General features: G+C 68.3%; 17 protein-coding genes and 2 pseudogenes. 10 read left to right on the top strand and 9 right to left on the bottom strand.

Going from position 1 to position 20,514, the window contains the following annotated elements:
- Positions 1–336 (top strand): annotated as a pseudogene (locus V7E05_RS02235) (mismatch-specific DNA-glycosylase); the annotation flags it as partial.
- A gap of 315 nt (positions 337–651) precedes the next feature.
- Here V7E05_RS02235 and V7E05_RS02230 read toward each other — a convergent pair.
- The 5 genes and pseudogenes from V7E05_RS02230 to V7E05_RS02210 all read right to left on the bottom strand — a co-directional run bounded on the left by V7E05_RS02230 (position 652) and on the right by V7E05_RS02210 (position 5,610).
- Positions 652–1,485, bottom strand: coding sequence for a DUF2254 family protein (locus V7E05_RS02230; RefSeq protein ID WP_333618050.1), 834 nt, complete (start codon positions 1,483–1,485; stop codon positions 652–654).
- Complete coding sequence (locus V7E05_RS02225) at positions 1,449–1,631, bottom strand: hypothetical protein (RefSeq protein ID WP_333618049.1); 183 nt, start codon at positions 1,629–1,631, stop codon at positions 1,449–1,451. The genes V7E05_RS02230 and V7E05_RS02225 overlap by 37 nt, the downstream gene beginning before the upstream one ends.
- Positions 1,632–1,852: 221 nt before the next feature.
- Positions 1,853–2,713 (bottom strand): 3-hydroxyacyl-CoA dehydrogenase, encoded by an 861-nt coding sequence (locus tag V7E05_RS02220; RefSeq protein ID WP_333618048.1) that lies wholly within the window; start codon positions 2,711–2,713, stop codon positions 1,853–1,855.
- Positions 2,714–3,174: 461 nt separating this feature from the next.
- Positions 3,175–3,795 (bottom strand): annotated as a pseudogene (locus tag V7E05_RS02215) (transposase); the annotation flags it as partial.
- A gap of 279 nt (positions 3,796–4,074) precedes the next feature.
- Positions 4,075–5,610: a recombinase family protein gene (locus V7E05_RS02210; protein ID WP_333618047.1), complete on the bottom strand. Its 1,536-nt coding sequence runs from the start codon at positions 5,608–5,610 to the stop codon at positions 4,075–4,077.
- Between the two features lie 153 nt (positions 5,611–5,763).
- Here V7E05_RS02210 and V7E05_RS02205 point away from each other — a divergent pair, with 153 nt between their 5' ends.
- The gene (locus tag V7E05_RS02205) at positions 5,764–7,353 is read left to right on the top strand and encodes a class I SAM-dependent methyltransferase (protein ID WP_333618046.1); all 1,590 of its coding nucleotides are present in this window, start codon (positions 5,764–5,766) and stop codon (positions 7,351–7,353) included.
- On the opposite strand, the gene V7E05_RS02200 is transcribed toward V7E05_RS02205, so the two are convergent.
- Together V7E05_RS02200 and ychF are read right to left on the bottom strand one after the other, a co-directional pair.
- On the bottom strand, positions 7,354–8,547 hold the full coding sequence (locus V7E05_RS02200; RefSeq protein WP_333618045.1) for a phospholipase D family protein: 1,194 nt from the start codon (positions 8,545–8,547) through the stop codon (positions 7,354–7,356).
- 2 nt (positions 8,548–8,549) lie between these two features.
- Positions 8,550–9,650 (bottom strand): redox-regulated ATPase YchF, encoded by a 1,101-nt coding sequence (ychF, locus tag V7E05_RS02195; protein WP_333618044.1) that lies wholly within the window; start codon positions 9,648–9,650, stop codon positions 8,550–8,552.
- 135 nt (positions 9,651–9,785) lie between these two features.
- On the opposite strand from ychF, the gene V7E05_RS02190 reads away from it, so the two are divergent.
- The 5 genes from V7E05_RS02190 (at position 9,786) to V7E05_RS02170 (ending at position 14,568) form a co-directional block, all read left to right on the top strand.
- Complete coding sequence (locus tag V7E05_RS02190; protein WP_333618043.1) at positions 9,786–11,336, top strand: AI-2E family transporter; 1,551 nt, start codon at positions 9,786–9,788, stop codon at positions 11,334–11,336.
- 22 nt (positions 11,337–11,358) lie between these two features.
- Positions 11,359–12,318 (top strand): DUF6542 domain-containing protein, encoded by a 960-nt coding sequence (locus V7E05_RS02185; protein WP_333618042.1) that lies wholly within the window; start codon positions 11,359–11,361, stop codon positions 12,316–12,318.
- Positions 12,319–12,594: 276 nt separating this feature from the next.
- Entirely contained in the window at positions 12,595–12,963 is a 369-nt protein-coding gene (locus V7E05_RS02180; RefSeq protein WP_333618041.1) for a hypothetical protein, read from the top strand.
- Positions 12,956–14,302 carry an exodeoxyribonuclease VII large subunit gene (gene xseA / locus V7E05_RS02175; RefSeq protein WP_333618040.1) on the top strand — a complete coding sequence of 449 codons (1,347 nt, stop codon included), beginning with the start codon at positions 12,956–12,958 and terminating at the stop codon, positions 14,300–14,302. The genes V7E05_RS02180 and xseA overlap by 8 nt, the downstream gene beginning before the upstream one ends.
- On the top strand, positions 14,299–14,568 hold the full coding sequence (locus tag V7E05_RS02170; protein WP_333618039.1) for an exodeoxyribonuclease VII small subunit: 270 nt from the start codon (positions 14,299–14,301) through the stop codon (positions 14,566–14,568). The genes xseA and V7E05_RS02170 overlap by 4 nt, the downstream gene beginning before the upstream one ends.
- 126 nt (positions 14,569–14,694) lie before the next feature.
- Here the strand turns inward: V7E05_RS02170 and V7E05_RS02165 are convergent, their stop codons facing one another.
- A complete protein-coding gene (locus V7E05_RS02165) occupies positions 14,695–15,249 on the bottom strand; it encodes a DUF4245 domain-containing protein (RefSeq protein WP_333618038.1) in 555 nt (184 codons plus the stop codon).
- Positions 15,250–15,439: 190 nt separating this feature from the next.
- On the opposite strand from V7E05_RS02165, the gene glpX reads away from it, so the two are divergent.
- Both glpX and V7E05_RS02155 read left to right on the top strand, forming a co-directional pair.
- Positions 15,440–16,429 carry a class II fructose-bisphosphatase gene (gene glpX, locus V7E05_RS02160; RefSeq protein WP_333618037.1) on the top strand — a complete coding sequence of 330 codons (990 nt, stop codon included), beginning with the start codon at positions 15,440–15,442 and terminating at the stop codon, positions 16,427–16,429.
- Positions 16,430–16,575: 146 nt separating this feature from the next.
- Positions 16,576–17,991 carry a class II fumarate hydratase gene (locus tag V7E05_RS02155; protein ID WP_333618036.1) on the top strand — a complete coding sequence of 472 codons (1,416 nt, stop codon included), beginning with the start codon at positions 16,576–16,578 and terminating at the stop codon, positions 17,989–17,991.
- Positions 17,992–18,079: 88 nt separating this feature from the next.
- Here V7E05_RS02155 and V7E05_RS02150 read toward each other — a convergent pair whose 3' ends face one another.
- Positions 18,080–19,453, bottom strand: a complete 1,374-nt coding sequence (locus V7E05_RS02150) for a PhoH family protein (protein WP_333618035.1) — start codon at positions 19,451–19,453, stop codon at positions 18,080–18,082.
- A 363-nt stretch (positions 19,454–19,816) separates the two neighbouring features.
- Here V7E05_RS02150 and V7E05_RS02145 point away from each other — a divergent pair.
- Positions 19,817–20,514: alpha/beta hydrolase (locus V7E05_RS02145; RefSeq protein ID WP_333618034.1), on the top strand; the 698-nt coding region annotated here is incomplete at its 3' end.

Below are 20,514 nucleotides of genomic sequence, written 5' to 3'. Positions count from 1 at the left end.
ACGGCGCGCGCCGCCCAGCTGACCCGCGCGTAGCTGCGCGCGGGCGGGCGGCACCTGATCCGGCGCGCCGCGGTTCTGCGGCCCTGCGCCGTCGCGGTGGTGGACATCACCGCATTCCGTCAGGCCTTCGACCGTCCCGGTGCGGTGCTCGGGGTGCAGCCGGTGGCCGATGAGTCCGGGGCGTCGTGGGTGCCCGGGTGGCCGGACGGGGTGGCCCTGTGGGCGCTGCCCAACCCCAACGGGCTCAACGCCCATGAGACCGCCGCGACGCTGGCGCAGAAGTGGCGGGAGGCGTGGGCGGCCACCGGCGCCCCGCCCGCCTCCCTGCGGGGCTGAGCCGCCGCGCTCAGGCCGGCGGAGCCTCGGGCGCGGAGGCCTGCTCGGCGCGCGCCGCTATGCCGAGCGCCCGGCCCGGGCCTTGCGGATCCGCGCAGCCGGCCAGCCTGCGGTCGAGCGGATCGGGCCACCAGCGCTCGAGCCCACGGTGAAGCGCCGCGGGCGCTCGAGCAGGGCCGCTCCCTACTGGAGCTCGCGCTGCCCGGCGAGCGTGTCTAAGAGCGCCCGCAGGCGCCGCTGGATCTGGACGCTGCCGGTGCCGTACTGGCGGAACTCGTCGGTGGACGCGGCCACGTAGTCGGCCCAGCTGCGCCTCTAGTCGCGCAGCACCGACGCGCCGGGGTGGGCAGCCACGAGCGCCTCGCGCTTCGCGATGTCCGGGGCGAGTTCGGCTAGGATGTCCTCGATCTCGTCGAGCGCCTGGACGGCGCGGCTGGGATCGTTTACCGCGGGCGAGAGCGCCTTGAGCGCGATGTCGACCATGGCGCGGATCGCGCCGAAGGGCCCGCTGGCGAGCGGGAGCACGCCGCCGAACGCCAGCGCCGATTCGAGCGCGCGGCACTGGGCCCGGCCCACCGGCGCCGAGGTCCGGAAGAGGATCCCGCCGCTCGGCACTGGGGTGCCCAGGTTGGGCACGAGCTCGATGCGCATGCCCCACGCGTCCTCGCAGTCGAGCAGGCGCGGGATGTTGACGGCGAGCACGACGTCCCCCCGCGGGGCGCGGAGGCGCCGGTGCACCGGGCGGCCGCCGGCGGCGGTGCCCGTGGCGAGCTCCGCGGCGCGGGTGTAGAGGCGGGCCGGGTCGTAGCGGGTGGAACCGCGGCCCTCGGCGGCGAAGTGGCGCAGCAGCGCGCCGGGGTTGAGCAGCCGGCACACGCGCACGGCGACCGCGATGAACATGACGCCGCAGACCCCGGTGATGGCCACCGCCACGACGGTCATGGCCAAGGGGCGGTAGGCGTCCCCGCCCACCGCGATCGAGAGCGCGATGAGGAGCGCATCGGCGAACGTGCCCACGAAGCAGCCCAGCCCCCACTGGATGACGCGATAAGCCTGGAAGACCGGCGAGATGCGCACGCACGGGGCGCTGACGCCCAGGCTCATGGCGGCCGTCAGCGCACTGAAGACGAGGTCGGCCAAGGTGACCATGGCCCGGAGATGGTGCCCAGCAGCGAGCCCACGCCCCACGCGTCGACCTGTGGGTAGTGCAGCGGCGGCGCGAGCACGCGGTCGAGGGCAGGCAGCACGGCGCCGAGGGCGAGGGCGAGCAGGAAGAGGCGCAGGGGAAGCCCCACATCGTGGACACGCGGACGTGGCGGCACATGGCCGCCCATTCGCGGCGGTCGGCGGCGGTCTCCCGGCGGGCCGGGCCCGCCGGGAGACCGCCGTCCCTCAGCACTGCACCCACACGGACCTCATCGCGACCGGGCCGCCCGGCGGCGCGCCTGCCGCACCCGTGGCGCGGCAGGTCGAGCCTACCGAGCGCGGCCCACCGCCACCACAGAGCGGGCGGGACTCAGCCCAGCGGGTCGTCGTAGAAGCCGCCGCCCGCGCCGGCGCCCATGCGGCCGCGGTCGATGTAGTGCTCCTTGAGCCAGGCCGCGAGGCGCTGGCTGTGCTCATCGCCGCTCGACAGGATGTTGTAGGCGGTGCCGAGGCCCACGACGTCGTAGATCTGGAACGGTCCCATGGGCGCGCCCGTGGCGATCCGCCAGACGTTGTCGACGTCCTCAGGCTGTGCGTAGCCGCCCGCCGCCAGGTCGAGGGCCGCATTGAGGAAGGGCACGAGCAGCGAGTTGAGCACGTAGCCGGGGCGCTCCTTGAGCACGGGGATGGGCACCATGCCGATGGCGCGGGCGAACTCCACGACCGTGTCGAAGACCGCGGGGCTCGTCTCCGCCGTGCCCATGACCTCGGCGGTGTTGAACTTCCAGATCTGGTTGGCGAAGTGCAGGGCGAGGAAGCGGTCGGGCCGCCCCGTGAAGTCCTTCATGTCGCTGGGCAGCAGGGTCGAGGAGTTCGTCGCGAAGATCGTGTGCTCGGGGGCGAGCGCCGCGAGCTTCTCGTAGGTCTCGCGCTTGATGTCGAGGCGCTCCGGGACGGCCTCGATGATGAGATCGGCATTCCGCGCGGCCTGCGCGAGGTCCGTCGTCATCGCAAGGCGCTCGAGCGCTGCCTGCGTGCTGGCCTCGGTGGCGCCCTCGACCTCGGCCCGGTAGGCGGTGACGAGCGCGCCCAGCCGCTTGCGGCCGGCGCTCAGGGCCTCGTCGCCGATGTCGTAGACGGTGACGTCGAAGCCCGAGTAGACGGTCTGGTAGGCGATCTGGGCGCCGAGCACTCCGGCGCCCAGCACGGTGACACGGGCGATGTCGCTCATGGTGTTCCTCCTCGATGGGCCGCCGGGGCGGCAGCCGCGCAACCTGCGCGCCTATTTTTGAGCGTACTCATTTTTCCGCGCTCGGCAAGGGCGCGGCCCGTCGCCCGCTCCCGTCGCGTCCGGGGCTACTTCCGCAGCGCGCGGCGCACGAGCGCGGCGGCGAAACGCGCCCGGTAGGCGGGGGCGACCAGCCCGGCCAGCGCCTCGGGCTCGGCTGGCAGCCCCGCCCGGCGCGCGCCTTCGAGCGCCTTGGCATCGAAGTCCGGCGGGAAGGGACCAGATCCCCTGCACCTCGCGCAGGAAGATCTGCGCCCCGGCGGGCCCGATGCCGGGAAAGGCGCGCAGCAGGCGGCTCAGGGCCGCGGGCTCCGCGTGCCCCGCTGCGCGCAGCCCGCGAAGGTCACCGCCGTAGTCGGTCAAGTCTCTGGATGTGGTGTAGCGATCCCTCGTTGATAAGAGGGTCAGGCGGTCAGTGAGGGCAGGTCATGATCGGCCACCTCGCTTCCGAGATCGGTGACGATGCTGAGGCGGCAGGGGGCAAGAACGTCGAGGCCGAGGTAGCGGCGCCCTTCGGCCCATTCATCGGTCTGTTCGGCCAGGACCGCGCTGTCGAGGCGGATGATCGCCTCGCGGGTGCGGAAGATGCCAACGGAGTCGGTGCGGCGGCGGATCTCCTTGTTCAGCCGCTCGATCGGGTTGTTCGACCAGATCTGAACCCACACGTCCTTGGGGAACGCAGTAAACGCAAGGAGATCGGCGCGGGCGATATCGAGATGCTCGGCCACGCCCGGGAGCTTCTCGCTGACGTAGTCCAACAATCTCTCGAACTGCGCGTTCACGGCCGCGGCGTCGTGTTGGTCATTTACGCTGTGCAGCATCGCCTTGACCGCCGGCCATATGCCCTTGGGGCAGATGCTCATAAGGTTCGTCGCGTAGTGAGTGCGGCATCGTTGCCAGGTCGCGCGGGGCAGGTGCGCGGCGATCGCGTCGACGAGTCCAGCATGGACATCGTAGGTCACCAGGCGCACTCCGCCCAGGCCGCGGGCGACGAGGTCGGCGAAGAAGCTGTTCCACGCCGGGCCGGCGATCACGAGCGACGCGCAAGACGTCCTAGCGGAACTCTTTCGGGTAGGGCTTGGGCATGGGGCACATCCTTCCCTGCAACGCGATTCAGCGCCACAGATGAGATGTCTCTTCCTCACGCAGCAGTCCCGTTCCATACACCCAGTGTGACGGTCCCCTCTGACAATTTTCGTGGGACAAGGTCTTGGTGACCGGTGAAGCTTGTCGGTTCGCAGCCCCAAGACCGACGTGCCATCAGGCCCCGCTGGCCGGGCTCTTCCCTCACGGCCCCAGACGGTTCAGCGCCACTCCACTGTCACACTGGCGGGATCGAAACCCCGCCGCCCTCTTGGCTGCGCGTGCAGGGTCACAGTGGCGAGCGTGTCGATGACCTGCCGCTGGACCTCGAGAGGTGCTTCGCGGAATGCCGTCGCCGGGTCCTCGGTTCCCAAGATGGGGGCAAGCGCCCCGGCTCGACCTCGCAGAAGACGCTCGGTCTCAAGCTCCGCGATGCGAGCCTCCACCGCTTCGCGGATGCGCTTGAGGTCGCGGCCCTCGATGACCTCGGCGTCGTAGTCACGCTGTGCCCGAAGGATACGACCGCGCTGCTCGGCGATGGCGGCGCTGATCCCTGATGTTCCAGTGATTTCGCCCGCCGTCTTGTACTTGGCCAGGGCGTCCGGCTGACTGAGCCGAGCAGCGACGACCTCGGTGACGAACTCGTCGATGTGAGAACCGGTGCGCATCACGTGCCCAGCACACCGGTATCCGCGTGGTGCTCCTGTCACCTTGCCGCCACACACAGCACAGCGGTACAGACCCGAGCCCAGGTGCTTACGCTTGGTCGAGCCCGAAGTGTTCGTGACCCGCTCGGTGTTGTTGAGAATGTCTTGAGCGCGCCACCAGGTCTCGTCGTCGACGATGGCTTCCCACTGCCCACGGATGGGCTCGCCTGCGCCGTCACGAAGGATCTGCGCACGCCAGGAGCGCCGTCGGCCACCATCTGCCTGTGCAGTCTTCGGCGTGTAGGTGGACATCCGCGCGTACCGAGGGTTCCGAAGGATGCCCAGCACGGTCGAGGGGCTCCACGGGCAGTCAGGTTCGATGGGGCGGGGCTCCTTGCCCTCGGCGAGCCTTCGCTCGGCCCGCTCGGAGGACACCACATGGGAGCGCTTGGGCCGGGGCGAGATCCCTTTGATCTCCTGCGTGCCGCTGAGCGCCCGCGCAAGTGAGCGCAGGGACTCCGGGTGGGCGGGCCGCGTGAACAGGGCGTAGATCGCTCGGACAGCCTCCGCCTCGTCGGGAATCACGTCACCGTTGGTCGCATAGCCGAGCGGCCTCATGCCTTTCGGGGCGCGCCCTTGCTTGGCGCGTTGCAGTTGAGCCGCTGATTGGCGGGCACCCTTGCGCTCCATCTCCGCTCGAGCGACGGCGGCCTTGATGCGGGCGTACATGCGCCCACCGTCGGTGGAGAGGTCGGCGCCGCCGTTGGCAGTGACAAGGGCAAGGCCCTTGAGTTCAGCCGCGTCGATCCAGTCCTCGAGCTGGCGAGGCTGACGGGTGAGCCTGTCGAGGTCGTAGCAGATGATCGCCGTGAATCGGCCAGCCTTGTAGTCGGCCACCATGCGGTCGTAGTCGGGCCGCGACTTCGTCCTGTCGGTGGCGCTCTTTGACTGGTCGACGTAAGTCTCAACGACTTCCCACTCGCGGTACGTAGCCAAGGCCTCACACTGTTCGCGTTGACGGTCGATGGCGAGACCGTCCATCTCACGGTCCTGGCTGATGCGCAGGTAGATGGCGGCCTTCCGGCTCCCTCCAACGCCTTCCGCAACCATGGGCTCACCTTAGCGCAGATGTAAGATGCGTTCAGAACCAACAGTCCGATACTCTTACCTCTCAGCTTTTGTCAGTGGGGGGTCCTAGCCTGAGTAGACGAGGACGAGCATCGCTCACCTCTCACGAAAAAAGCAGCGGAGACAGGCGGAACCATGACCCTCTTTGAGTCGAAGGCAGCACCAACCGACGACAAGCTGCGCGGCGGATACTACACGCCCGCGCCTCTGGCAGAGTTCGTAGCGAAATGGGTCGCTAAGGCGGGACCTCGCCTGCTGGAACCGTCATGCGGCGACGGCAACATCCTCGAGCCGCTGTCCCGATTGTCTTCCGCCGCGCAAGGTATCGAGCTCTTCCCCGAGGAAGCCGCCGTTGCAGTGTCGCGCACCGGGGCAGATATCGAGATCGGCGACTTCTTCAACTGGTTCACGCCCTCGCGACACGGCCAGTACGACGGCGTGGCCGGAAACCCGCCCTACATCCGGTTCGGGAACTGGACAGAGCCGGAGCGATCGAGTGCGTTGGACCTGATGCGTTCGGCTGGGATGCGACCCAGCAAGCTCACGAACGCTTGGGTCCCATTCGTCGTTTCTTCAGTGCTGGCATGTCGTGCAGGAGGACGCGTCGGCCTGGTTCTGCCTGCCGAGCTGATGCAGGTCGGATATGCGGCGCAGTTGCGACAGTTCCTCATCGACCACTGCGTGGAGATCAGCGTGGTCGCATTCAAGCGGCTGGTGTTCCCGGGCATCCTGCAGGAGGTGGTGCTCCTGCTGGCTACCGTCGGCGAGGGACCCGCGAACATGCAGGTCATTGAGGTCGATGATGCGGACGCACTGGCAGGACTCGAGATCGGCACCGCAGAGGTTCGCGCGCCGTTGCACGAGCGCGAGAAGTGGACGAAGTACCACCTCTCCCCCGCACAGATCGAGGAGATCCGTGCACTGCGCCAGGACGAGCGCCTGTCACCGATGGAGCACTTCGCGTCCGTGGATGTCGGTGTCGTCACCGGCCGCAACTCCTTCTTCGTGATGTCTTCAACTGAGGCCGACGACAACCGGGTCAGCGATCTGACCATCCCGCTCGTATCCCGCTCAGCCCAGCTCGACGGAATCATCTACACCGAGCGCGATCATGCTGCTTCCACCTTTCGCACTGAGCTGCTCGATGCCCGTGGGGTCAGCATTCACCAGCACAAGGGGCTGCGGCAGTACGTGCGCCTAGGTGAGGTCGAGGGGGTGCATGAGGGCTACAAGTGCCGCATCCGCAATGACTGGTGGGTGGTCCCCTCCATCTGGCAGGCGGACGCCTTCATGCTGCGACAGATCCACACCCACCCCCGTGTCATCGCCAACGCCACGGACGCGACGAGCACAGACACCGTTCACCGCATGCGTGTGGTCGAAGGTGTCGATGCAAAGAAGCTGGCGACAGCCTTCTTCAACTCGGTCACCTTCGCACTCAGCGAGATCGTCGGTCGCAGCTACGGTGGCGGCATCCTCGAGCTCGAGCCCAGCGAGGCTGAGGAACTGCGCCTCCCGGACCCCTCCCTGGTCTCCGATGAGCTGGTCGAGCAGGTCGACCGGCTGGTGCGAAGCAAGAAGATCGACAAGGCTCTCGATCTGGTCGATCAGGCGCTGCTGTTGGACGGTTTGGGCTTCACCACCGACGAGGTCACACTGGCCCGGTCGGTCTGGACGACCCTGAGGGATCGACGTAACGGCCGGGCCAAGAAGAAGCTGGACTGATCAGGCGATCTCGAGCCAGAACTCACCGGCATCGTCGCGATCGATGGTCAGCGTCATGCCGGTGATGTCCACCTGCTTCAGGACCTCCGCGAGCGGCGCGGTGTGCAGCTGCGTCGTCGGGAGGTTCCGCCTACCCTGCTGACGACGAGGGTCATGGGAAACGCGGAAGTCCGTGACGCCGTGGTAGGTCCCGTTGATCGTCACGTGGATCGACGCTGTTGCTTCTTCGATGGACTCGTTGGTCCGGGTCACCGTGGGGTGCCAGTCGAGCGAGTTAAACATGTCGTCACGGAAGTAGGTCGAGGCGTTAATCTCGCCCCGGCGCAGGCCCTGCCCCAGGGGGATCGCGCCTCGAGCCGTGCCTTGATTCTTCCGATCAGCGTCTGAGGAAGACAGCTTCTTTCCCCAGCGCTCTTCGATCACGCCGGTCGGCACAGGGGCCTGCCCTGTAGGCGGCTGGCCGGACGGAGTGCTGGACGGAGCGGCGTTCTGTGGCGTGTGGCGACTCTTCAGGAGCGGTGTGGTGACCAGGGTCGACAGCGACGGTCGACGGGGTGCCCGTGTTCCCATGCCACGCCCCGAGGAGATGGCCGAACGAGAGACCCGCGGCGGTGGCGTGACGTCGATGACCTGGTCCTGGATCAATAAGTCCAGATCGGTGTCGACAGCCACCTCGTAGAGACCGGCTGGCGACGTTGTGAACCACTGGTCAATCGAGTCAGCGATCTTCTTCAGGACGTCCTGAGGGTCTCGTCGCGCCGTGTCGAGGATCAAACCGGCCTCGACGTGCAGAGACGCCACGCCCGCGCCAGTCAGATTGGCTGAACCGACATAGGCAGTCTCCGTGCCATCGGCACGTTCGATGTGAAAGACCTTGGGGTGGAAGTACCCCCTCTGGTAGCTCACGATGCCGATCTTGCTGCCGGCGCGAGGGGCACCGACGACTGCCAGCAGATCAGCAAGAGCGGCGCGCGGGGTGCTTCCGTCGTTGGAGCCGATCAGGAAACGCGTGTGACCATCGGACTGGCGAAGATCCTGCAACGCGCCCTCAAAGTAGCCGAGAGCATCAGAGCCGAAAAAGCCTGTCTGGACTCGCAGAGCTTTGATCGAGGCAGGGGCAATGAGCTCAGCCCCGAGCCAAGTACCCAGGGCGTCATTCGGATCGCGTGAGCCCGAATCGACGTACTGGACCATGACTATTTCTTACCCGACCCAGACGACAGACCTGTCCTGAACTCCACGACATCGCCGTCGGACATCACGTAGTCCTTGCCCTCCATGCGGACCTTGCCGGCCGCCTTCGCCGCCGCCATCGAGCCCGCTTCGTCGAGGTCGGTGAACGAGACGATCTCGGCCTTGATGAAGCCCTTCTCGAAGTCCGTGTGGATGACGCCCGCGGCCTTGGGAGCGGTATCGCCCTTGTGGATCGTCCAGGCCCGGGATTCCTTGGGGCCCGCCGTCAGATAGGTCTGCAAACCCAGGGTGTTGAATCCCGCGCGGGCCAGGGCCTTGAGTCCCGGCTCTTCCTGGCCGATGGACTCGAGGAGCTCAAGCGCCTCTTCGTCGTCGAGCTCGAGCAGCTCGGCCTCGACCTTGGCGTCGAGGAATACGCAGTCGGCGGGCGCCACCGCGGCGCGGAGCTCGTCCTGCTTCTCCTTCGAGCCGAGCACGGACTCGTCGGCGTTGAAGACGTAGAGGAACGGCTTGGCCGTCATCAGGTGGAGCTCGCGGAGGAGCGAACGGTCGATCTCGTCCTGCGCCTTGAACAGCGTCCGGCCGTCCTCGAGCACGGCGAGCGCCTTCTTCGCCTCCTCGAGCTGCGCGACGAGCTCCTTGTTCTTCCGCGAATCCTTCTCGAGGCGCGGGATCGCCTTCTCGATGGTCTCCATGTCGGCGAGGATGAGCTCGGTGGCGATGACCTCGATATCGGACATCGGGTCCACGCGGCCGTCGACGTGGATCACGTCGTCGTCCTCGAACACGCGCACCACCTGGCAGATGGCATCGGACTCGCGAATGTTGGAGAGGAATTTGTTGCCCATCCCCTCGCCCTGCGATGCGCCCTTGACGATGCCTGCGATGTCCACAAAAGACACGGTCGCCGGAAGGATGCGCTCCGAGGAGAAGATCTCGGCGAGGCGCGTCAGGCGCTCGTCCGGGAGATCGACCACACCGACGTTCGGCTCGATCGTCGCGAACGGATAATTCGCCGCGAGGACATCGTTGTGGGTCAGGGCATTGAACAGGGTGGACTTGCCCACGTTGGGCAGGCCGACGATTCCGAGGGTAAGGCTCACGGTACCCCAGTGTACGGGTCGGCCCACGCTTGGCAGAGCGGCCCCGGGGCGCGGATGTCACCGGCGCGGACACCCGGGCGAATCGGGTCGACCGGAGGCCCGGAATTGTCGGCGATCCATGAGAGTATCGATGCCATGGACGACGCCGAGAAGACGCCGCGAGAAAACAAGCCGCCGCAGGACTTCGACCCCGAACACCCCGAGCGGTTTGAGGAGGACAAGCCTCTGGACCGCGGTGTCATCATCGGCATGGGCGGGCGCTGGCTCTCCGATTGGGCGCTGCGCCTGGCGATCATCGCGATCGCCGCGTTCCTCCTCTGGAAGGGCCTCGGCTTCCTGTGGGTCGGGATCCTGCCGGTCCTCCTCGCGTTGATTCTCGCGACGGTCCTGTGGCCGCCGGTTCGGATGATGATCAAGTGGAAGTTCCCCGCAGCGCTCGCCGCGCTGCTCTCCATCGTCGTCGGGCTCGGCCTCATCGCGGGGATCATTGCGCTCATCACTCCGTCGATCGTCAAGCAGTTCCCGCAGCTCGTGGACTCGGCGTCGATCGGTATCCGTCAGCTCCAGGACTGGGTACAGGGTCCTCCGATCAACCTGCAGGACGAGCAGATGAACGCCGCGGTGGACAAAGCCGTCGCGTTCATGCAGCAGCGCGGCGAGGAAATCGCCACCAGCGTGTTCTCCGGCGTCAGCACGGTGGGCTCGTTCGTCGTCACCTTGGTCATGGTCGTCGTGCTCACGTTCTTCTTCATCAAGGACGGGCCGCGCTTCCTCCCGTGGCTGCGCGGGGTCACGGGCCGGCGCACCGGCCGCCACCTCACCGAGGTGCTCACCCGCTCCTGGGTCACGCTCGGCGGGTTCATTCGCACGCAGGCGCTCGTCTCGTTGGTCGACGCCGTGTTCATCGGCCTCGGTCTTGTGATCCTCGGGGTGCCCCTCGCTTGGGCCCTCGCCATCATCACGTTCCTCGGCGGGTTCATCCCCATCGTCGGCGCGTTCACCGCCGGCGCGCTCGCGGTGCTCATCGCGTTCGTGTCCAACGGGCTCACCACCGCGATCATCGTGCTGATCATCATCATCGCGGTGCAGCAGCTCGAGGGGAACGTGCTCCAGCCGGTGCTGCAGTCCCGGTCGATGAATCTCCACCCGGTCGTCATCCTCCTCTCGGTCGCTGCGGGCGGCACCCTCTTCGGCATCCTCGGCGCCTTCCTCGCGGTTCCGGTGGCCGCCGTTGTGGCAGTGGTACTGCGCTACGTCTCCGAGCAAGTCGACCTCCTTTCCGGAGACGTGGCGGCGAACGACGTCAACGTCGCAACGGAAGAAGGCCGGCTCACCGCTTGGCTCGCCGAGGTCGCGTCCGTGCGTTTCAGGGGCCGTTCGGGGATGACGCCGCAGGACCGCAATTCCCGCGACTCCCACACTGGCGAGGTGCAGGAGAAGGAGGTTCGCGCCCTCAAGGACATCGAACCGCCCGGGGAGGTCGACACCAGGAGTGATTTCGGCATCTCCTCCGAGGCCAAGGCCGCGGCGGCCGAGAAGGCGGACCGAGTAGTGGATTCCCTGCCCGCCGGCGAGGCCGCGGATAGCGAGAAGGAGAAGGACGGCGGCGAAGGGAACTCGGAAGCGGGTTCGGGTATCGCCGGAAAGTTGGGTGCCATCGGAAGGGCGTTCCGAAAGGATCGCTAGGCGGAAAGTAGGGTGTGGTCCTGTGAAACGTGCAGTAGCTCCCAGGCGATTCGCGGCCGGGGATAGATCGGTCCTGTCCAGCGTACCCGGCATTCCCGGGTGGGCTGCCCTTCTGCTGCTCGTGGTGTTCTTCGCCATCGCGTGGGCGATCGAATGGGGCAAGGAGTTCCTCGGCCGCCCCTTCACCATCCTTTTCTTCCTCGGCGCCGTCCTCGCAGTGCTCCTCGTGCGCCGCTCGGCGGTGTTCTGGGCGGCCGTGCAGCCGCCACTCGTCGCGGTCGTCGGGGTCCTGGCCTTCCAGTACTTCACCGCCGGCGGCTTTTCAGCGGAGTTTGGCCGGACCGAGGTCCTCACCATCCTCGTGCCGCTGGCAAAGCGCTTCCCGTTGATCATCGTGACGACAATCGTCGTCATCGCCATCGCGCTCGTCCGCGCCTACGTCCTCGAGCCCGACCGCAGGCCGAAGAACCAGAAGCGGGGCGCTCGCGGGGTGGCTCCGGCCGCCGCGCGCGGCAAGCGGGGTGATGGGCGCGGAGAGGCTCGCGACGTCGGACGGGGCGAAAACCGCCGCGGGTCTCGAAACCAGGACCGCAATGCAGGGCGGTCCGCCGACCGCGCCGCGGGTTCCGACAGCGGTGCGTCTCAGGACTCTCGCGCTGCGGCGCCCCGGGACCTCTCCCCCCGACGCGAGGCGAACGCTGCTCAGGCGCCGAAGGAAGAGCCTGTCGAGATCCTCGGCTCCAACGGCGAACCGGAGACCACCAGGTTCGCCGCAGGCCGTGGCGCCTCGCCGAGTCCCTCCGCGCCGGAATCCGCGGCAGAAGCGGATTCGGGAGCGGCGTCGTCCGGCCGCGAGGCGAACGATTCCCACCGCGCCGTGAGTGCCGCCGAGGCCGCGCGTCGCGCCAAGGGATCGCGGCACGCTGCGGGCCGCAGGCGCCGCTCCGGCGGCGGCCTCTTCGGCCGCGGCAAGGGCGAGTAGCCCGCGAATTCCGAAGGCTGGCGTCCGGCGGCGAACGCCGGTGCTCTCACGCCGCCTCGGTCGCCAGCTCGAACATCCCGGCCACCTGTGCCCGGCCGCTCGTGGACGCCTCGGCCGCGCGGTCGACACCGGTGACCGGCCGGCGCTGACATCCGGCCGATGAGGCCCGCGGATCCGAAGTAGCGGGACCGGCTGCAGTCTCTTCGCCCCTACAATCGATACCGCGTGCGCCGAGAGAATCGCGGCGCTTGCCGTCACAAGCGGAGGAGCCCACACATGCAGGATTCGGCACAAGACCCGACACAACCTTCGAGGTTCGTGCTCGCGCGCGCCTCGCTCGGGCTCGCCTCCGTCGCCGTGTCCACGGCGCTGTCGATGCCGCGCCGCGTCGTCGAATCCGCGGTGCGCCTGCCGGCCGGCATCGTCGGCGCCGGGGCGCGCACATACCTGCACGTCATTCACACGGTCAACGAGCTGGCCGTGCAGGGCGATGCCGTGATCGGCGCGATTCTCCCGCCGAAGGAAGAGAACCCGGAGTGGGCGACGTTCGACGAGGACGTCGAGCTCGCCGAGGAACTCCGCGATGCCGACTCCGATGACGGGATCGACGGCTTCGACGCTGCGGAAACCGAGGCAGATGTCTAACAAGAGCACGGCGGAAGAACCGTTCCCCGTAAGGGTCATTTCCCAACACATCTCCAACTACATCGCGCGCCTCGGCGAGGTGTGGATCGAAGGGCAGATCGCGCAGCTCAACGTGCGCCCCGGCGCGAAGATGGCGTTTATCGTGCTGCGCGACACCTCGGTGGACAACTCGCTGCAGGTCACCTGTTTCGCCGGGCTCCTGCGCATGAGCGAGGTGGCCGTCGAGGTCGGCGCGCGGGTGATCGTCCACGGGAAATTCGACTACTGGCAGGGCCGTGGCTCGCTGAGTCTCCGGATCGACGAGATCCGTCCCGTCGGCGTGGGCGAGCTCCTCGCGCGGCTCGAACGGCTGAAGAAGGCGCTCGCCGCCGAGGGCCTGTTCGCCCCCGAGCGCAAGCGGCCACTCCCCTTCCTGCCCGGCTGCATCGGGCTGATCACCGGCAGGGCGAGCGCCGCGGAAAAGGACGTCGTCGAGGTGTCCCGCGACCGCTGGCCCGATGTCGTCTTCGAGATCCGCAACACCGCAGTGCAAGGTGTCTCGGCGGTTCCACAGGTCGTCGCGGCGCTCGAGGAGCTCGACCGGGATCCGCGCGTCGAGGTGATCATCGTCGCGCGCGGCGGCGGCTCCGTCGAGGACCTGCTGCCGTTCTCCGACGAAACGCTGGTGCGCGCGATTTCCGCGTGCAGAACGCCGGTGGTGAGCGCCATCGGCCACGAGCCGGATACGCCTTTGTCCGATCTGGTCGCAGACCTGCGGGCAGCGACGCCGACGGACGCCGCCAAGCGCGTGGTCCCCGACGTGATCGCCGAGCGCGCCCGCCTCGCCGAGCTCCGTGAGCGTTCCGCCGCGGCCCTGCGGAACTGGGTCGAGCGCGAGCGCCGCGGCCTCGAATCGGTGACGAGCCGGCCGGTCCTCTCCCAGCCGCACCGGCTGTGGCAGGACTACGCCGAAGCAATCGCCGAGGGACGTCGGCGCATGCGCCGCGAGGTCACCGACTTCGTCGCCTCGCAATCCTCGTCCCTCGAGCATCTCTCGGCCCGCCTCACCACGCTGGGACCGGCGGCGACCCTGGCCCGCGGGTATGCCGTGGTGCAGCGGGTCGCCGGGCCGGGCGACGCCGATGTGGTGTCGTCGATCCACGACACCCCGCCGGGCTCGCAGCTGCGGATCCGGGTAACGGACGGCTCGATCAACGCGGCGGTGCTCGGGGTCAAGGCGTCGGCGACGGCCTCGGCGACTGAGGCAGCGCCAGCGATCGCAGCAGAAGAATCATCGGCTGAGGGCGCGACGGCCACGAACACCGCGTCGGCGGCGGAGAGCGGAACGGAGAAGGAATGAGCGAGCAGCAGAATCGAGACCTAGCCAACGGTGGCGCCTCGGACGAGGAGACCCCGGTCGCCGAGATGGGCTTCGAAGCCGCCCGGGACGAGCTGATCCAGGTGGTACGGATGCTCGAATCTGGCGGTCAGGACCTCGACACGTCGCTGACCATGTGGGAGCGCGGCGAGGAGCTCGCGGCGCGGTGCGAAGAGCACCTCGACGGCGCGCGGAAGCGGATCGACAAGGTCCTCGCCCAGCGCGATGGCGGGGAGGACTCCGAGTAGCTCCGGAAGCTGCCGCCTGCTTTACAGATCTCCGGGCTCCAACACAATCTCCGCGCGAAACTAGACAAGTTGGATTGTGCTGGAGCCCGGGAATCCGCCGGACACGGCGGCGACGCGGGCGCCCCCTCAGGACTTAGGCAGCGGCGCCGCGTTCTCCACGGCCGTGGCCATCGTCTCGAAATCCCCTCGCTCGGCGCCGCCGGTCAGCCCGATCCGCACGTCGCCGAGATCGGTGACCCAGATATCGCGGATGTCGTCATCGCCCGAGTAGATCGTCCATTCCCGGCCGCCGACCGTGATCGGCGCCGCAGAAGGGCGTGGCCCCTTCGAAAAGCCGCGCAGGCTGTCCGCAGGGGCATCGGTCTGCACGAGCTCGACATAGGTATTCGACGGGGTCACCCATCCGACCACCGAGACATCGTGGCCGTCGACAGACTCGAGTCGCCCGGAATTGGACTGCCAGCCATCGGGAAGCGCGGGCTCGCGCACCGGGAAGGGCATGTGCTGCGCGTCCTCGACCAGCGCGGAATGCGCGTCGAACTCGGTAACCGGGCCCGGGTCGGGCTTGCCGATCGTCACGAACCCGCCGATCGCGGCGAACACCAGGCACGCCGCGAGAAGAACGACCAGGGACCAGAACATGTCCCTGTTACCCGTCAGGAGCCTCGGTTTATCTGCCACGCGCCCACGGTATCGCAGCCCGTTCTCGATCCTTAAAAGCGCTACTCCCTATAAGGAAAGCGCTCGTACCGGGAACGGGGCGCAGACTATCGACCCTCCGGGTGACACAATGAAGGCACTGTCGATTACCGGCCGATACCCGCGTGCGGGGTGCGGCCAACAGCCAACAGCCAAAGGAGAACCGCCCCACATGCCTTCGAATACCCCGAATCCGCCGGACCGGAACCTCGCGATGGAGCTCGTCCGGGTCACCGAGGCGGCGGCCCTCGCCGCCGGCCGCTGGGTTGGCCGCGGCGACAAGAACGGCGGGGACGGTGCGGCGGTCGACGCCATGCGCCGCCTCGTCTCGACCGTGGAGATGAACGGCGTGGTCGTCATCGGCGAGGGCGAGAAGGACGAGGCGCCCATGCTGTTCAACGGCGAGGAGGTCGGCACCGGCAATGGCCCGGCCGTCGACGTGGCTGTCGATCCCATCGATGGCACGCGCCTCATGGCCGAGGGCCGCCCGAACTCCATCGCGGTCATCGCGGTCTCCGAGCGCGGCACCATGTTCGACCCGTCGGCGGTCTTCTACATGAAGAAGATGGCGGTCGGACCCGAGGGCGTCGGCGTCGTCGACCTCTCCGAGTCGGTCGAGTGGAATATCAAGGCCCTCGCCAAGGCGAAGAAGATGGACGTCGGCGACCTCACCGTCTGCGTCCTCGACCGCCCGCGCCACGCCGACCTCATCGGCGAGATCCGCGAGGCCGGCGCCAAGGTGCGGCTCATCATGGATGGTGACGTCGCCGGTTCCGTCGCCGCGGCCGGTCCCGGCTCGTCGGTCGACATGCTCCTCGGCACCGGCGGCACCCCGGAAGGCATCATCTCCGCCTGCGCGATGAAGAGCCTCGGCGGCGAGATCCAGGGGCAGCTTGCCCCCACCGACGATGCCGAGCTCGCCAAGGCTAAGGACGCCGGCCTCGAACTCTCGAAGATCCTCACCACGAACGACCTGGTCTCCGGCGACAACTGCTTCTTCGCCGCTACCGGGATCACCACGGGCGACATGCTCCGCGGCGTCAGCTACCGCCCCGGCGGCGCGACCACGCGTTCCATCGTCATGCGCTCGCGCTCGGGCACGGTCCGCAACGTCGAGGCGCTGCACCGACTCGACAAGGTCGAGGAGTACTCGCTCGGCTAGAGCCAGCCTGCGCGCACCGGCGGTTCGGCACCTCCGCCGTCATCTCCAATAGGGCCGAAAACGTATCCCGCACCATACCCTCCCAACCTCCCCGGACGTCGGGGCGCGAGCATGCGCCCCGCACCGGGCCTAGCTACGGTGGTGACATGACAACCGAGAACCTTCCCGAAGGCGAATACCGCATCGAACACGACACGATGGGCGAGGTCCGCGTGCCGAAGGACGCGCTCTGGCGCGCACAGACCCAGCGCGCGGTGGAGAACTTCCCCATCTCCTTCCGTCCGCTCGAGCGCCCGCAGATCCGCGCGCTCGGCCTCCTCAAGGGCGCGTGCGCCGCGGTCAACGCCGACCTCGGCCTCCTCGACGCCGAGAAGGCCGAGGCCATCCAGGCCGCCGCGAAGAAGATCGCCGACGGCGAGGTAGACGACCAGTTCCCCATCGACGTCTTCCAGACCGGTTCGGGCACGTCCTCGAACATGAACACCAACGAGGTCATCGCCTCGCTCGCCAAGCAGGCGGGCGTCGAGGTGCACCCCAACGACCACGTCAACATGTCGCAGTCCTCGAACGACACGTTCCCCACCGCGACGCACGTGGCCGCCGCCGAGTCCATCGCGACGTCGCTCATCCCGGCGCTCGAGAAGCTCCACGCAGCGCTCGCCGGCAAGGCCGAGGAGTGGAAGTCCGTGGTCAAGTCGGGCCGCACGCACCTCATGGACGCCGTGCCCGTGACGCTCGGCCAGGAGTTCTCCGGTTACGCCCGCCAGGTCGAGGCCGGCATCGAGCGCCTCCAGGCGGCACTCCCCCGCGTCGCCGAGCTCCCCATCGGCGGCACGGCCGTCGGCACCGGGCTCAATGCACCGGAGGGCTACGGCACCGCCGTGTCGGCGAAGCTCCGCGAGCTCACGGGCGTCGAGTCCCTCTCTCTCGCCAAGGATCCGTTCGAGGCGCAGGCCGCCCGCGACGGTCTCGTCGAGGGCTCGGGCGCGCTGCGCACCATCGCCATTTCGCTGACCAAGATCGCCAACGACGTCCGCTGGATGGGCTCCGGCCCGCTCACCGGTCTCGGCGAGATCCGCCTCCCCGACCTGCAGCCGGGCTCGTCGATCATGCCGGGCAAGGTCAACCCCGTACTCCCCGAGGCGGTTACGCAGGTCGCCGCGCAGGTCGTCGGCAACGACGCCGCCATCGCGTGGGGCGGCGGCAACGGCGCGTTCGAGCTCAACGTCTACATCCCGATGATGGCGCGGAACTTCCTCGAGTCCGTGCACCTCCTCGCCAACGTGTCCGTGCTCTTCGCGGACCGCTGCATCTCGGGCCTCGAGGCCAACACCGAGCGCCTTCGTACGCTGGCCGAGTCTTCGCCGTCGATCGTCACGCCGCTCAACTCGGCGATCGGCTACGAGGAGGCTGCGAAGGTCGCCAAGCAGGCTCTCGCCGAGGGCAAGACGATCCGCCAGACCGTGATCGACCGCGGCCTCGTCCCTGAGAAGCTCTCCGAGGAGGAGCTCGACAAGCGCCTCGACGTGCTCGCCATGGCGAACGTCGAGCGCAAGCGCTAGTCCGCGACAGAAGTAGAGCGCCGGCCGGGATCTCCCGGCCGGCGCTCTCGCCATTTGTAGACCCTTCGCCTATGACGGCGGACGCCGCCTACGCCAGGCGCGCGACGCTCGCGGGCTGCTTCCCACCCTCGGGCTGCCCGGGCGTGAACTCGGCGAGCATGTCCGTGACCAGCTCGGCGATCGGCGACCGCTCCGAGCGCGTGAGAGTGACGTGCGCGAACAGCTTGTGCCCCTTGAGCTTCTCGACGACCGCCCCGATGCCGTCGTGGCGGCCGACGCGGAGGTTGTCGCGCTGGGCGACGTCGTGGGTGAGCACTACCCGCGAGCCCGAGCCGAGACGCGAGAGCACGGTGAGCAGGACGTTCCGCTCGAGGGACTGCGCCTCGTCGACGATGACGAAGGAGTCGTGGAGAGAGCGGCCGCGGATGTGCGTGAGCGGCAGCACCTCGAGGATGTCCCGGTCCATGACCTCGTCGATGACGTTTTCGGAGACGAGCCCCTCGAGGGTGTCGAAGACGGCCTGCGACCACGGGCTCATCTTCTCCGCCTCGGAGCCGGGAAGGTAGCCGAGCTCCTGGCCGCCGACCGCGTAGAGCGGGCGGAAGACGACGATGCGACGCTGCTCGCGGCGCTCGAGCACGGCGTCGAGGCCCGCGCACAGGGCAAGCGCCGACTTGCCGGTGCCGGCGCGTCCGCCGAGCGAGACGATGCCGACCTCCGGGTCGGTGAGCAGGTCGAGGGCGAGGCGCTGCTCGAAGGAGCGGCCCCGCATGCCGAAGAGGTCTCGGTCGCCGCGGACGAGGCGGAGGGTGCCCCCCTCGGCGACGCGCGCCATGGCCGAGGAGGAGCCGGCCTGGAGCGTGAGCCCGCAGTGCACCGGGAGGTCCGCGATGTCGTTCGCGTTGAACAGCGCCCGAGTGGCCTCGGCGTCGAGGCCGCCGCTGGCGAACAGCGTGTCAACCACCTCGGGCGTCGCGCCGAGTTCGGCGGTGCCCGTGTACCCGGTGAGCATCACGTCCTGGGCGCGATACTCCTCGGCGTCGAGCCCGACGGCGCCGGCGCGGACGCGGAGCGGGATGTCCTTGGAGACGAGGACGGTGTCGGCGCCTTCGGCGCGGAGGTTGAGCGCACAGGCGAGGATGCGGGAATCGTTCCCGGAATCCCGGAAACCCGAGGGCAGGATCCTCTGGTCGGTGTGGTTGAGCTCCACGCGGAGGGTGCCGCCTTCGGGGGTGACTTCGATATCACCGTCCAGGCGGCCGTAGCGGGAACGGAACTCTTCCAGGAGCCGGAGTGCCTCGCGGGCGAAATACCCGAGCTCGGGGTGGTGGCGCTTGCCCTCGAGTTCGCCGATGACGGCGATGGGAAGAACCACTTCGTGTTCGGCGAACCGGCTGATCGCCCACGGATCGGAGAGCAACACCGAGGTGTCGAGGACATAGGTACGGATCGTGTGTGCCACGGGAATCTCCTCGCCCCGGGGCGCCCCAGGGCGTCGTTGGTGTGGATGTCCGTGAAGCGGCTCGGGTTCCCTTGAGGTTCTCGTTCCCCCGGTCCGCTCCGCGAAGCGCCGGAGTGGCGCCTCACACTGCTCACGCTACGGAGCGCCGGTGATAATCACATGACTGTGAGTTAACGGCTCGTGAACATTGGTCCACGCGCATACCACGGCCCGGAACAGCGCATAACACTGTCACCACGAGCCACTCGAGCAAGGCCCGGCTTCCGCCAAAAGCGGACTCGGCCCGCCGCCACAGCCGGATCGCTAGGCTTCGACTCACGCGATGCATCGGCGGCTCAGCCGCCCATAGGAAGGTCCCCTCACTTGTCCACGACGTTCTCGCTCCCCTCCTCGATCGCCCGCGGCCTCCCCGCCGACGGCCCGACCCGCTCGATCGGCTGGTCGCCCTCCGCCGCGGACCGGGCGGCGCGCGCGGCGTTCGGACTCACTTCGGTGATCCCGCCCGCGGCGCTCGGGCTCGCGGCATTCCCGCGCCGGACCTCCGAGGGGCAGCGGCTCGATCCCGTCTTCCAGGTCGGCGACAAGTTCGTCCCGCTTTTCGGCGACAAGCCGCTGTCGGACGAGGTCATCGACTACTCGCGGGAGCGGACGGTCATCGCCGCGTATCACTCGGCCGGGCGGGAGATCCCACTCCCCGTCGTCGAGGACATTTCCATTCCCGTGACGCCGGACGTCGGCGCCACCGGGGCCGGTTCCGGAACCGCGACCGGAGCCGTCATCGGCGCAAGGTACTACCGACCGACCGCGGACGCGGCCCCCGATCTACCGCTGCTCGTCTACGTTCACGGCGGCGGATTCGCCGTGGGTAACCTCGATTCCCACGATGCCGTGTGCCGGTATATCGCCAGGCGAGGCGGCCTCGCGGTGCTCTCGATCGACTATCGCCTCGCGCCCGAGCACCGCTATCCGGCGCCCCTCGACGACACCGTCGCGGCGCTCATCTGGGCCCGGGAGCACGCGGCGGAACTCGGTGTCGATGCCACGCGGATCGCGGTCGGTGG

The sequence above is a fragment of the Dietzia sp. genome (genome assembly GCF_036741115.1).
In the GTDB taxonomy this organism is placed as follows: Bacteria; Actinomycetota; Actinomycetes; order Mycobacteriales; family Mycobacteriaceae; genus Dietzia.
This window is presented reverse-complemented; position numbering and strand designations above follow the sequence as displayed.

Excerpts from the sequence above, each read along its gene's own strand:
- V7E05_RS02230 (WP_333618050.1), bottom strand. The coding sequence starts at position 1,485 with ATGGTCACCTTGGCCGACCTCGTCTTCAGTGCGCTGACGGCCGCCATG.
- V7E05_RS02220 (WP_333618048.1), bottom strand. The coding sequence starts at position 2,713 with ATGAGCGACATCGCCCGTGTCACCGTGCTGGGCGCCGGAGTGCTCGGC.
- V7E05_RS02210 (WP_333618047.1), bottom strand. The coding sequence starts at position 5,610 with ATGGTTGCGGAAGGCGTTGGAGGGAGCCGGAAGGCCGCCATCTACCTG.
- V7E05_RS02205 (WP_333618046.1), top strand. The coding sequence starts at position 5,764 with ATGACCCTCTTTGAGTCGAAGGCAGCACCAACCGACGACAAGCTGCGC.
- V7E05_RS02200 (WP_333618045.1), bottom strand. The coding sequence starts at position 8,547 with ATGGTCCAGTACGTCGATTCGGGCTCACGCGATCCGAATGACGCCCTG.
- V7E05_RS02190 (WP_333618043.1), top strand. The coding sequence starts at position 9,786 with ATGGACGACGCCGAGAAGACGCCGCGAGAAAACAAGCCGCCGCAGGAC.
- V7E05_RS02180 (WP_333618041.1), top strand. The coding sequence starts at position 12,595 with ATGCAGGATTCGGCACAAGACCCGACACAACCTTCGAGGTTCGTGCTC.
- xseA (WP_333618040.1), top strand. The coding sequence starts at position 12,956 with ATGTCTAACAAGAGCACGGCGGAAGAACCGTTCCCCGTAAGGGTCATT.
- V7E05_RS02170 (WP_333618039.1), top strand. The coding sequence starts at position 14,299 with ATGAGCGAGCAGCAGAATCGAGACCTAGCCAACGGTGGCGCCTCGGAC.
- glpX (WP_333618037.1), top strand. The coding sequence starts at position 15,440 with ATGCCTTCGAATACCCCGAATCCGCCGGACCGGAACCTCGCGATGGAG.
- V7E05_RS02155 (WP_333618036.1), top strand. The coding sequence starts at position 16,576 with ATGACAACCGAGAACCTTCCCGAAGGCGAATACCGCATCGAACACGAC.